This window comes from Trichocoleus sp. FACHB-6 (assembly GCF_014695815.1).
Lineage (GTDB): Bacteria > Cyanobacteriota > Cyanobacteriia > Cyanobacteriales > FACHB-T130 > Funiculus > Funiculus sociatus.
Genome location: NZ_JACJOY010000120.1, coordinates 76856 through 88629 on the forward strand (window position 1 = coordinate 76856; position 11774 = coordinate 88629).

General features: G+C 45.7%; 12 protein-coding genes and 1 tRNA gene. 5 read left to right on the forward strand and 8 right to left on the reverse strand.

The window, feature by feature from the left end; genetic code table 11:
* Positions 1 to 310: 310 nt before the first annotated feature.
* From H6F66_RS24320 to groES, 3 genes are all read right to left on the reverse strand, one after another.
* Positions 311 to 2425 (reverse strand): iron uptake porin, encoded by a 2115-nt coding sequence (locus H6F66_RS24320; RefSeq protein ID WP_199295067.1) that lies wholly within the window; start codon positions 2423 to 2425, stop codon positions 311 to 313.
* A gap of 606 nt (positions 2426 to 3031) precedes the next feature.
* Complete coding sequence (groL, locus tag H6F66_RS24325; RefSeq protein ID WP_190426784.1) at positions 3032 to 4675, reverse strand: chaperonin GroEL; 1644 nt, start codon at positions 4673 to 4675, stop codon at positions 3032 to 3034.
* Positions 4676 to 4754: 79 nt separating this feature from the next.
* Positions 4755 to 5066, reverse strand: a complete 312-nt coding sequence (gene groES / locus H6F66_RS24330; RefSeq protein WP_190426786.1) for a co-chaperone GroES — start codon at positions 5064 to 5066, stop codon at positions 4755 to 4757.
* 329 nt (positions 5067 to 5395) lie between these two features.
* Here groES and H6F66_RS24335 point away from each other — a divergent pair, with 329 nt between their 5' ends.
* Both H6F66_RS24335 and H6F66_RS24340 read left to right on the forward strand, forming a co-directional pair.
* Entirely contained in the window at positions 5396 to 5848 is a 453-nt protein-coding gene (locus H6F66_RS24335; protein WP_190426788.1) for a ferredoxin, read from the forward strand.
* Between the two features lie 205 nt (positions 5849 to 6053).
* Complete coding sequence (locus H6F66_RS24340; protein ID WP_190426791.1) at positions 6054 to 6701, forward strand: response regulator transcription factor; 648 nt, start codon at positions 6054 to 6056, stop codon at positions 6699 to 6701.
* Positions 6702 to 6765: 64 nt separating this feature from the next.
* On the opposite strand, the gene H6F66_RS24345 is transcribed toward H6F66_RS24340, so the two are convergent.
* From H6F66_RS24345 to H6F66_RS24360, 4 genes are all read right to left on the reverse strand, one after another.
* Positions 6766 to 7077, reverse strand: a complete 312-nt coding sequence (locus H6F66_RS24345; RefSeq protein ID WP_190426793.1) for an NIL domain-containing protein — start codon at positions 7075 to 7077, stop codon at positions 6766 to 6768.
* A 15-nt stretch (positions 7078 to 7092) separates the two neighbouring features.
* Positions 7093 to 7974, reverse strand: coding sequence for a sulfate ABC transporter permease subunit CysW (cysW, locus tag H6F66_RS24350; protein ID WP_190426797.1), 882 nt, complete (start codon positions 7972 to 7974; stop codon positions 7093 to 7095).
* The gene (gene cysT, locus H6F66_RS24355) at positions 7964 to 8821 is read right to left on the reverse strand and encodes a sulfate ABC transporter permease subunit CysT (RefSeq protein ID WP_190426800.1); all 858 of its coding nucleotides are present in this window, start codon (positions 8819 to 8821) and stop codon (positions 7964 to 7966) included. The genes cysW and cysT overlap by 11 nt, the downstream gene beginning before the upstream one ends.
* A 185-nt stretch (positions 8822 to 9006) precedes the next feature.
* Positions 9007 to 10128 carry a sulfate ABC transporter substrate-binding protein gene (locus H6F66_RS24360; protein ID WP_190426803.1) on the reverse strand — a complete coding sequence of 374 codons (1122 nt, stop codon included), beginning with the start codon at positions 10126 to 10128 and terminating at the stop codon, positions 9007 to 9009.
* Between H6F66_RS24360 and H6F66_RS24365 the strand changes: the two genes are divergently transcribed.
* Together H6F66_RS24365 and H6F66_RS24370 are read left to right on the forward strand one after the other, a co-directional pair.
* On the forward strand, positions 10127 to 10381 hold the full coding sequence (locus H6F66_RS24365) for a hypothetical protein (RefSeq protein WP_190426805.1): 255 nt from the start codon (positions 10127 to 10129) through the stop codon (positions 10379 to 10381). The genes H6F66_RS24360 and H6F66_RS24365 overlap by 2 nt on opposite strands.
* A 283-nt stretch (positions 10382 to 10664) precedes the next feature.
* Positions 10665 to 10736: transfer RNA gene (locus tag H6F66_RS24370), tRNA-Thr, on the forward strand.
* A 44-nt stretch (positions 10737 to 10780) separates the two neighbouring features.
* Here H6F66_RS24370 and H6F66_RS24375 read toward each other — a convergent pair.
* Positions 10781 to 11539 (reverse strand): hypothetical protein, encoded by a 759-nt coding sequence (locus tag H6F66_RS24375; protein WP_190426809.1) that lies wholly within the window; start codon positions 11537 to 11539, stop codon positions 10781 to 10783.
* Positions 11540 to 11619: 80 nt separating this feature from the next.
* Here H6F66_RS24375 and H6F66_RS24380 point away from each other — a divergent pair.
* Positions 11620 to 11774 (forward strand): IS1 family transposase (locus H6F66_RS24380; RefSeq protein WP_190420221.1); only part of this gene is annotated, 155 nt, incomplete at its 3' end.

Here is an 11774-nt window from a genome sequence, read left to right on the forward strand (position 1 = left end):
AAGGAACCGTTCTAGCCCAACTCGATACTCAACAAGGGAAAATAAGTGCTTCTGGAATTCATCCTGAGCAAGCTCAGAACTAGAAGTAATAGAAAGTAATAAACAAGGTCCTGATTTGATTGGCGTTTTAGGAATCGGGGGCGGGTATGACTGGGATAAAAACATCAGTTCATACTGTCCTTTAGCCTTGCTGCGCCTTTCTTAAGTAGATGACGCTTTTATTACCAAACGAGTTCCCAGATTACTTAGAATTTTTTTTTGTTTTTTCAGGGCGATGTATAGTCGCCCTGAAAAACTCAACACCCGTGATTTAGAAGGTAAAGGTAGTACGGATTGAGCCTATAGTTATGGTGTCGTTATCGTCGTTGTGAAGTGGATTAAACAGCACAATGACTCCAGGCGTGATGGTGATATTGTCGGTGACTCGCAAGCGGTAGAAAGCTTCTACATGAGTTGTGCTTGATGGCTGACCACCTTCCTCTCCGAGTCCACCTTTGCTAATAATGTCGGGATAGTTTCTTCCAGTAGGAAGGTCGCTACTGGTAATTTTGGGAGGCTGACCGACATAAATCCCGCCGAGGTTGCCTTGACCAAACAAATCGGGGAAATTCAGGTAAGCCATCCAGTTCACTGTTTCCACAGTTCCCGATCCGACTTTTACATCTGAAGTTGTATAGCCTCCCCAACCGCCAAAAGTAACGCGGGGAGTGATTCGCCATTCCAGGCTGGCACCAAAGGCATTGGTACTAATCGGAGAACGACCCGACCCGCTAAAGATTCCGAAATCGACGATATCGTCGCCAACACCAGTATTCAATCTTCCAAACGGAGAGTAGGAATTGACGTATTGCAGGGCAACATCAATGTTATTTGTGGGCGAAACGACCAATTGCGCCCCGGCTGCTGTTTCTCCGTCATTTCCGCCAAAAATGCCGCCACGGAAGGAATCTGCTGGACGGCTGGCTGAATAAACTGCCTGCAAGCTAAGGCGAGTGCCAAGTTGCCAGTCAAAGCCTATGCCGCCGCGACCGCCAGTGTTAATAATCGGGTTGCGTTGGGCAAAGCGGGAAAGCGGCCCTTGACCAGCACTTTCTACACGATTAGCTCCCCGGAAGACGTTAACCGGGTTGACTCCCTCTGGCCCGACGATGAAGGCAAAGTTATTGCCGATCAGTTGGCGATAGGTGAGGTCACTCAGCACCACGTCGTTACCGGTGTCTCCTTCATAACCCAGGAAAATCTGGTCGTTGAAGGTACGAGGGCCTGTATTGCCTGCTCCTGCTTGCAGTCCTGTCAGCAAGAGACTGCGAGGGCTGAACTGGGTAAACAGACTCAACTGTACGTTGCTAATGACATTGATATTCGTGTTCTGGTCTTCAAATCGCAGGTTAGACAGTTCAAAATCATTGTCATTGCGTCCCTGAACGCCGAAAACTGCTTGTCCAAACAGTTTTGTGGTGGTGGAGAACTGATTTGCTTCTAAGAATGCGGTGCGACCTTCTAGATTATCCACACGCGATCGCAATGTCGCAATTTCTGGCCCAAATTCATCCACTAACCGCCGCAAGGTTGCTAAATCCTCTTTGGTGGTGAAGTCTGCTGTGCTGGCAGCAATTAATTTCTCAATCTGTTGCAAGCAAGAATTCACACCAGCAGCAAATTCATAGCGGCTCAATGCTCTGTTGCCGCGAAATGTGCCGTCAGGATATCCTGCTATACAACCGTAGCGTTCTACTAGACTCCGCAGCGCTTCATACGCCCAATCTGTCGGTTGCACGTCACGCAACTGGGAAATATTGGTAACTTGTCCCATTGGATCAGCTTCCGCTGCCTCTGGATCGCCCATTTCTAGAGGATCGGCGAGTGGCAAGGTCTGATCGCTGGCATTTTCAGATGGCAACGCTTGCGCTTGCACTGAGTCTAGTGTTGTTGTCTTAGTAGGAGTCGCCAAACTGCGAACATCTGTTTGGGTTTTCTCAACTGAAGCAGATGTAGTCTCTAAGCTCTGACCGTTGTTGGCAGCAACAATGGGGGTATTGGTCAATGACAAATCAGCGGCATCGCTGGTTGTCGGTTGCGACTCGGCTTTGGCGGTAAGGGGCGCTATCTTCGGACTAATAGCTGGTAGTGTTGCTGGTGTTGCCTCGGCTTCTTGTGTTATTAGCGATAATTCCGCAGATGTGGAGACTTTAGATGTCTCTTCAACTGGTATTGCAGTCGATGTTGACTCTGTTGTATACCCTGCCGTTGCTAAATCTGTAGATGCCGAGAATCCCTGATTTGAAGACTCGACTGTTTCAGCGGTTGTAGCTGCGTTGACATCTGGTGCTGCTAAGCATGGGGCAATGCTAACCGCAAGCAAACCAAAGGCTGTAAATACTAGCGCTGAGGATGCTGTCTTCTCTATTCTTAAAGGGGATTTCACGGTCTAAAACTCCTCAAAACACACCATCTTTGCTCGGATTCTACACGAATTTTAGGTCAATTGCTAAGAACGTTATTATTACTTTTTACAACTAAATTTTTTGAGGTTACAGGTGACGTATACCTATAGCTAGATGTTCCAGAAGAATTCCGGAACTTTCCCCGCATTACTTGAAGATAGTATGTTATTTTTCAAGCGAATACTTAAAGTGATTTTGTGCAACAAAGGTTTAAGCGTATCTACTTATTTAAAACTATTGGTTGAGCCAAATATGACATTTTTTTTAAATAAGCAAGTATATTTACTGAGATGATATTAGAAATAGTGATCGCACAATAGGGAATATCTATTTTCTGGCTTTGATTAATGGTTTCAGTTTTCAGATGGCTTTTGCCATTTTTATGCTTAGAATAGGTTGCCGAAAAAACACACTTGTGGTTAATGTTAGCGACTCGGAAATATAAACGCGATCGCCTTCTGTTCCTTTGCGCCCTAAAGCGAAGAGAGCTAATGCGTCTTGGCGATTTAAACAAAAAAACAGCTGTCTCCACCAGGAGACAGCTGTTTTAATAATTGGGCGGGCAAAATGCCCACCCAAAGCGAGAATTAGTAGTCGAAGTCGCCGCCCATGCCAGCGCCAGCACCAGCACCAGCACCAGCGCCATCCTTAGGCTCAGGCTTGTCAACCACGATACACTCAGTTGTCAGCACCATGCCAGCGATAGAAGCGGCATTTTGCAGAGCAGAACGAGTCACCTTAGCAGGGTCAACGATACCAGCTTCAAACATATCGACGAACTCATTGGTCGCCGCGTTGTAGCCGACGTTGAATTCTTTCTCTTTGACGCGCTCAGCAATGACAGCGCCATTCTGTCCAGCGTTTTCAGCAATTCGCTTCAGAGGAGCAGCCAAAGCACGAGAAACAATCATCGCACCTGTCAACTCTTCATTCTTCAGGTTGCCAGTTGCCCACTCTTCCAGTTGGGGAGTCAGGTGAGCCAGAGTTGTACCACCGCCAGGAACGATACCTTCTTCCACAGCAGCTTTAGTTGCGTTGATGGCATCTTCCAGACGCAGCTTCTTGTCCTTCATTTCCGTCTCAGTGGCAGCACCAACTTTGACTACTGCGACACCACCAGCAAGCTTAGCTAGACGCTCTTGCAGCTTCTCGCGGTCGTAGGAAGATTCGGTTTCATCCATTTGACGGCGGATTTGTTCGCAACGAGATTTAACAGCTTGTTCGTTGCCTTCAGCAACAATTGTGGTGCTGTCTTTGGTCATGGTGACGCGACGGGCTTTACCCAGCATCTCCAAGCGGGTGTTTTCCAGCTTCAGACCAGCATCTTCGGTGATTAGCTGACCACCAGTGAGAACGGCGATGTCTTCGAGCATAGCTTTGCGGCGATCGCCAAAACCAGGAGCTTTGACGGCAACCACGTTCAGCACACCCCGCAGTTTGTTGACTACCAAGGTTGCCAGAGCTTCTTTCTCGATGTCCTCGGCGATAATTACCAGAGGACGACCAGCACGAGCTACTTGCTCCAGCACTGGCACTAAGTCTTGTACTAGAGCGATTTTCTTATCGGTGATGAGCAGGAAAGGCTCATCCATGATCGCTTCCATCCGCTCCATGTCGGTAGCGAAATAGGGAGAGATGTAGCCTTTGTCGAAGCGCATCCCTTCGGTGATTTCGAGTTCAGTGGTCATTGATTTCCCTTCTTCTAGGGAAATTACGCCTTCTTTGCCCACTTTGTCCATTGCTTGGGCGATCATCTGCCCAACTTCATCGTCGTTACCAGCAGAGATAGCTCCGACTTGCGCGATCGCTTTGGAATCTTCTACTTGACGGGCGTGTTGGGCAATCTGCTCGACCAGGAAGCCAATAGCTTTGTCAATACCGCGCTTCAGGGAAATTGCATTGGCTCCAGCAGCAACGTTCCGCAACCCTTCTTTGACCATTGCGTGCGCGAGAACGGTGGCGGTGGTGGTGCCATCACCAGCAGCATCATTGGTCTTGGAAGCAGCTTGACGAATCAGCGCCACGCCAGTATTTTCTACGTGGTCTTCTAGTTCAATTTCTTTGGCGATAGTGACACCATCGTTAACGATTTGCGGTGCGCCAAACTTCTTCTCTAGCACTACGTTACGGCCTTTGGGGCCGAGGGTGACAGCCACGGCTTCTGCCAAAATGTCCATTCCCTTTTCTAGGGCGCGACGAGCGTTTTCGTTGTAAATGATGCGCTTAGCCATATATTTCCAGGTTCTTGGTGAGTATGTGAATTTTGATCTTTAAACAGCTAATTGCGATTAGCCATTAGCCATTAGCTATTTAGTTAACTACGGCTAAAATGTCTTTCTCTGACAGCAAGACGTACTCGTCTGTGCCGAGTTTGATGTCTGTGCCAGCGTACTTGGAGTAGAGAACTTTGTCGCCGACGTTGACTTCCATCTCAACACGAGCGCCTTTATCATCGCGCTTGCCAGGGCCCACAGCGACTACTTCGCCGACTTGGGGTTTTTCTTTAGCATTGTCTGGCAGAAGAATTCCACCAGCGGTTTTCTCTTCAGCGGCGCTCACTTTCACAAATACGCGATCGCCTAGAGGCTTAACGGTGGATACACTCAGAGATACAGCAGCCATACAAATAAAGCTCCTACAACAGGTTTGATATCTAAACGCGATGTTCCTCGCGTTCTAAATTTAGCACTCTCGGCTCCTGAGTGCTAATTTAGCGGAGTAAGGTGTGCGATCGCAAGCAAGTTCTGCAAAATTGTGTGTACGGGTTTCCGAACAAAGATGGGAACTGGGGAAGAGCTGAGGAGGTAAGTCAAAGGAAAAAGTCAAGAATTCTTTTTTTGCATGAGAGCTTTTTTCCTTTTCTGCCGCCAGTCTGCTAAAAGAAAAGTTGGAACTGCCAACGTATTGTCAAAGACGCGAAAAGCCAGAGTTTGCCCAAGAAAGAAGTAAAAATGACTGAAAATACAGTAGCTCAATCTGAAGCCCAGATTCTAGACACCTGTAAGCCACAAGACCAAGATGCTATCCTCGCGTGCGTCCAGAGCTTAGGACTCAATCAAATTCAAAGACACATCTTCATATGTGCTGACCAGACTTTAGCTCAATGCTGCTCAAAGGAAGCCAGTCTAGAATCGTGGAATTACTTAAAGCGTCGCCTCAAAGAGTTAAAAATTGACAAACCCACCGAAACTCGCCCCAACTGCATTTTCCGCACCAAAGCCAACTGCTTGCGAGTTTGCGCCTCTGGCCCAATTCTAGTCGTCTACCCAGACGGCGTATGGTATCGCGGGGCGACTCCGGAAGTAATAGAGCGGATTATCCAAGAGCATCTTATTGGCAACAAAATCGTACAAGAATATGCTTTTTTAGTTCATCCGCTACCAGAACCCTATACAGTAACATAGTAGCTACGTTATATTCTTCCGTATACCTACTAGATCCTTATCGTTGCCACCCATGTAAGTGAGTATAATTATTTGGTTATAAACAGGATTTAGCATTTGTCTAGACCTAGTACAAACCAATACAGCAGGGTGTGCGAAATAACGTAGAGTCTACTTAGAATACGGTTGTAAAATTCACGAATCCAGGCTTGGCGAGTGGGACACCATGAAAGACACCAGTGTAAGAGATAACAAACGACTGTTGCTGATTGATGATGACCCCAACCTGATTTTGCTGGTCAAGGACTACCTGGAGTTTCGAGGGTACGAGGTGATCACTGCGGAAAACGGTCGGGAAGCTCTAGAGGTTCTAGAGCAGGACATTCCTGACATGATCATCTGCGATGTGATGATGCCGGAGATGGACGGAATTGCCCTCGTACAACACGTACGAGAAGACCCCCGCATCAGTTGGATTCCAGTTTTGTTCCTTTCCGCGAAAGGTCAAAGTCAAGATCGGGTGAAGGGACTTAACACTGGGGCTGATGTCTACATGGTTAAGCCATTTGAGCCTGAAGAATTGGTGGCGCAAGTGGAATCGTCCCTTAAGCAAGCCACTCGCCTAATTCATCATCCAAGTCGAGGAACCGAGGGAGGATCAAAACTTCAGGTACCTGAAACCGTAGAATTAACGCCGACTGAGCTAAAAGTTGTTCAGTTTGTGGCACGAGGTATGGCAAATCGAGAAATTGCCGAGCAGATGAATGTCTCTCAGCGGACGATTGAAAGCCATGTGTCCAATATGCTAGGTAAAACCAGTCTCCATAACCGCACGGAGTTAGCTCGGTGGGCAATTGAGAGTAACATGGCGTAAGTCGATTTGGGATTTTAGATTTTGGATTCTAGATTATTCATCCAAAATCTAAAATCCCAAATTGTTACCAGCCCTCTTCTTCTTTATCTGATTTTCTCCAAATTTCTAAATCCATTTCATCCAAGTAGGTGAGGGCGCTTTGAAGCTGGCGAGTTGTCCCTATCAGTTCCAAGTCAAACCAGCCATCATCTCTGGCATTTGCGCCTAGTAAAGCGGCGGCAATATTCACTGTGACACCGTGGTGAGAAATTAGGCGGGAGATGACTGGTTCTTCCTGGTATTGCTTGGGGATGCGGATTCTGACCCTAGTTTTAGTGAGTCGATTATCTTCGGGTGCGGTAGTTGAATTCACTGTCAATTCATTTGTACTGTGCATAAGTATTAACGTCTCCTATTCAACATCTTCGATACGGGTTTTACGCTCTAAAATTTCTTTCAGAACGAGGGTGACTAATGCCAAACCACCAAGCAGTACGGCGGCGGAGAATGCTGATTGAGTTTGATATTGCTTGTAGGCTTCCTCGACAAATAAGGGCAGGGTTTGAGTTTTGCCAGTGATGTTGCCAGACACAACTGAAACAGCACCAAATTCGCCCATGACTCGCGCATTGGTCAAAATGACACCGTAGAGTAAACCCCAGCGAATATTAGGTAGGGTGACGCGCCAGAATATTTGCCAGTCACTGGCACCCAAAGTTTTAGCAGCTTCTTCCTGATCGGAACCTGCTTCTTCTAATACGGGAATTACTTCGCGGGCGACAAATGGCATAGTGATAAATGCACTTGCCAGCACCATTGCGGGCATAGCAAAAATAATTTTAATGTTTGCTGCTCCTAGCATTGGCCCAAACCAACCATTTCGTCCGTAGAGGAGGACAATCATTAAACCTGCGACGACGGGGGAGACTGCAAAGGGTATGTCTAAAAGGCTAATGACAAAGGCTCGTCCCCGAAATTGATGTCGTGCGATCGCCCAAGCTGCACACAGCCCAAAAACTGTATTAATCGGCACGACAATTAGGGCAATCAAAACTGTCAGCTTTACGGCATGGAGAAAACCAGGTTCTGTTAGGTTGTGGAAGAAGGGCGCGATTCCTTCTCTAAATGCTTGCGTAAAGACGTTGAAAGCAGGGATGAATAAGATTAAAGCTAAGTAAGCGATCGCTAAACCAATCAAAGCGAACTTTACCCAGCCTTGCTCCTTTTTTGGTGAAGATAATGGGGAATCCCCTGAACCTGGATTAAAAGACTTTCCTGCTAAATTAGAGTTCATAACGTCGTCCCCAAGCTTGTAAAAGGTTAATTGCTACAAGTACCAACAGCGAAATTCCTAACAGGACGGTGCCAATCACAGTCGCTCCAGCATAGTCATACTGCTCTAATCTCTGAATAATTAGCACTGATGAAATTAAGTCCTTAAATGGAACGTTGGCAGCTACAATTACAATCGAACCGTATTCGCCAACAGCACGGGAAAATCCTAGTGCCACGCCTGTTAAAATTGCTGGTAATAAAGGTGGCAAAACAACGCGCCAAAATGTCTGCCATTTAGATGCACCTAAAGACCAAGCTGCTTCTTCGATTTCTTTTTCCATTTCCTGCAATACAGGCTGCAAAGTTCGCACTACGAAAGGCAAGGAAATAAATAGCATCGCTACTCCCACGCCCAAGCGAGTAAATGCTACTTTAATTCCTAAAGGTGCCAGCAGAGAACCAAGCCAGCCGTTATCGCTGTAAACGGTTGCTAAGGTTAAACCTGCTACTGAAGTGGGCAAAGCAAAAGGCAGATCAATGGCAGCATCAATTACGCGCTTGAATGGGAAATCGTATCTAACTAAAATCCAAGCAATTAAAACGCCAAAAATTCCATTTATAAATGCGGCAATGAATGCCGTAATGAAAGTGACATCGTAGGTGGCAAGTGCAACTGGAGTAGTGGCAATTTTCCAAAAATCAATTGCTCCTACTGTTGTTGCTTTCAACATCAGCGCCGCCACAGGCAAGAATAACATTAGGGTGAGATAACTTAATGTTATTCGCCAAGGCCAAGAAACTTTGCTGAGCTGGTGAAATGGGTTGCTGCGAATGCGATCGCGTTGAGGAGGAGCGGATACAGCCATATTTTGAAGAATGAAGGATCGAGGTTTAGGATGAATGGAGGCAGAGCCTCTATTTTCTCGTTACTCAGCTTACGGCTAGTAAGGAGGGGAGTCATTTCTCGTTTCCAGGTTGATCCTGGAAACGAGCTTAGGGAGGCTGAGCCTCCCCTAACAGAAGGGGAGCATTTGATTAAGAAATCAGCATTTTATCTGCTGCCAGCCTGAATTTTGTCAAAGATTGCTCCATCTTCAAAAAACTTCTGCTGGATATCATCCCAACCACCCATATCTTGAGCGGTAAATAGGGTTTTAACTGGGGGATATTGGTTAGCCACTTCTTTTTCTACAGTGGTGTCAACTGGTCGGAATCCTACTTTGGCAAATTCTCGTTGAGCTGCTGGTGTAAACAGAAACTTGACGAAGGCTTCAGCCGCTTCCCGATTTCCATGTTTATCGACGTTTGTATCTACAACAGCAACAGGGTTGTCAATAGAAATATTAACGTCGGGTACTACATAAGGCAGTTCTTGGCCATTCTGCTTAGCCAAAAGCACCTCGTTTTCGTAGTTGATTAAAACATCTCCTTGTCCTTGCTTGAAAAATACATCGCTGGCTTCACGCGCATCTCTGGGTAGCACGGGAACGTTTTTAAAAACTTTGGTGGTGTAATCGAGCGCTTTAGCATCGTCACCCCCAGCTTGGGTTATGGAACCCCACAAACCTAAGAAATTCCACCTCGCGCCGCCAGAAGTTTTTGGGTTAGCTGTAATTACTGCTACGCCATCTTTTGCTAAATCTGCCCAAGTTTTAATTGCTTTAGGATTGCCTTTACGAGTAACCAAAGCGGCGACAGATTTATGCACGATCGCATTGTTGGGAGCTTCTGTTTCCCAACCTGGTTGAATTAGTCCAGCTTTCTCAATTTTCTTGGTGTCCAGCGCCAATGCCAAGGCGACGACATCGGCTTCTAAACCATCAACTACAGCACGAGTTTGGGAACCAGATCCACCGTAACTTTGGTTGAAGGTGACGTTCTGGTTTTTCTCCTGTTTCCACGCTTGTTGGAACTGGGGAATAATTTTCTCGTAGGCGGCGCGGGTGACGGCGTAGGAGACGAGGGTTAGTTGTACATCGCCAGTTTTGGCAGCTGGGCTGGAACCGCCAGCGGTTGTTGTCGGCGAATTAGAGCTGTTGGGGGAGCAAGATGCGATCGCTAGACTCAAACTCACCCCCACTAGGAACAAAGATACAAAATTCCTAGATTTTAGTTCAAACCAGCTTCTAGTTTTCGATGCTATCGGCTGAGTCACCTGTTGCCACAGACCCATGAAACGTTCTCCTATAATCTCCGGTTACTCTGTCGGGATACCGTACTTAAGTTGTTATATCTTACAGCATCTAGGAGAAACTGGGGAGTGCGAAGCGTCGCTTGTGCTAAATATTTTTCCAGCCGTTATCTTCGCTGCACAGGTAACGGTATACGCGATCGCTAGGCTTGGGAATTTGATTGAACCTAGTCTTAGCTTGGCAAGGTTTTTTTATAAAAATTTACAAGCTTCCATCGCAATTAGGTTTTTGTAACTGATGCGATAAAATTTGAACTTATTAATAAAGGTGCTATTTATGCCAATACCTAAAAAGCCGCGAACCAGATACTTGAACTGTGAAAGAGAGACTAAAAGAGCAGGGGTACAAGTATTGTGATAACTTCTGTATGAATGACCATAAGTACATACTTTATGTAGTATTCTTTCAGCCGTGTAAGTTGTGTTAGCTGACTTCGGTGGCGATCGCGTAATCTAGAGAAATTAATAGTGAGTCAGGGTTGCGAATTGAGCGCAACTTTGCTATGCTTAATTACTGTGCTGGTGTAGCTCAGTGGTAGAGCAGCGGTTTTGTAAACCGCCGGTCGCAGGTTCAAATCCCGTCACCAGCTTTATTTCAGGCGATCGCTATTAAAAGCCGCCGTGAATAAAACTATTAATTATCTTTATCGGAAGCAAGAATTCCTCTAAGTTCCTGTAATAGGTCGTTCTCCTCCTGCCTAATTGCCTCTAGTCTGGTAAGAATAGATGTCAGTCTTTCTTTATCTTTGTGGCTGATTGATGTCGAGATTTCAGGATTAAAATTTAGTACATTCGCTTCGTGCTGTTTAATTGTCAATCTCCCAACTCCGAAATTACCAAGCGGTTTAAAGCTGGTTATTAAAGAATAAATTAACTTGAAAGGGGCTTGTAGTATATACAAGAAACCTTTTTCGACAATAGAACCGAATGCTTTAAACAATTGCCACAGGAGAAAAATAACTAACAGAAGGATAATTCCGCTAAGAATTGGGTGATTAACTCCCCAAAGTAGTGCTTTAGTTGCCCAGGAAATTACTGGATGAGCATCAATCCAAACCTTGATGGTATCGAGACGGCGCTCTATTAAAGCACTGAGAGATTTGTCAACTTCTGTAGAAACTGAATTGCTAAAATTTTCAGCTTTTCTCAAAGTAACATCAACAGAATCTTTTAAAGAATCTCCTGTTTGCTTTGCCGTTTCCGTTAGAGTATTGACGGCTTTACCTGTTGTTATCGTCAGTTTATCTTTAGCTTGAACAGCAGTTTCAACACCTTTGTTAGTAACGTCGCTAACGCTGGAAGCTGCTTTTTCCGCCTTTTCAATCAGAGAATCTTTGGTATTTTGAAAGACTTCAGAAAGGCTTTCAAATTTATTATCAAGTGCTAATGCCATACAATGTTTCACGGTAGTCCTGCATAGTAATGACAATTGGTTATAATTTTAACTATTCAATAAAACTTAATTTTTAGCTTATGCAATGCCCCAAGTGCGACTCTCAATACGTTGTAAAAAATGGTCATACTCACACGGGCCAACAAAATTTTAAATGTCGAAATTGTGGCCGACAATTTGTAATGAATCCCAAGCATCAACCTATTTCTAAATCAACCCGCGAGTTGATAGATCG

Bases quoted from the DNA above. Each gene is read 5' to 3' on its own strand.
- groL (WP_190426784.1), bottom strand. From the start codon at position 4,675: ATGGCTAAGCGCATCATTTACAACGAAAACGCTCGTCGCGCCCTAGAA.
- groES (WP_190426786.1), bottom strand. From the start codon at position 5,066: ATGGCTGCTGTATCTCTGAGTGTATCCACCGTTAAGCCTCTAGGCGAT.
- H6F66_RS24335 (WP_190426788.1), top strand. From the start codon at position 5,396: ATGACTGAAAATACAGTAGCTCAATCTGAAGCCCAGATTCTAGACACC.
- H6F66_RS24340 (WP_190426791.1), top strand. From the start codon at position 6,054: ATGAAAGACACCAGTGTAAGAGATAACAAACGACTGTTGCTGATTGAT.
- H6F66_RS24345 (WP_190426793.1), bottom strand. From the start codon at position 7,077: ATGCACAGTACAAATGAATTGACAGTGAATTCAACTACCGCACCCGAA.
- cysW (WP_190426797.1), bottom strand. From the start codon at position 7,974: ATGAACTCTAATTTAGCAGGAAAGTCTTTTAATCCAGGTTCAGGGGAT.
- cysT (WP_190426800.1), bottom strand. From the start codon at position 8,821: ATGGCTGTATCCGCTCCTCCTCAACGCGATCGCATTCGCAGCAACCCA.
- H6F66_RS24365 (WP_190426805.1), top strand. From the start codon at position 10,127: ATGAAACGTTCTCCTATAATCTCCGGTTACTCTGTCGGGATACCGTAC.
- H6F66_RS24360 (WP_190426803.1), bottom strand. From the start codon at position 10,128: ATGGGTCTGTGGCAACAGGTGACTCAGCCGATAGCATCGAAAACTAGA.
- H6F66_RS24375 (WP_190426809.1), bottom strand. From the start codon at position 11,539: ATGGCATTAGCACTTGATAATAAATTTGAAAGCCTTTCTGAAGTCTTT.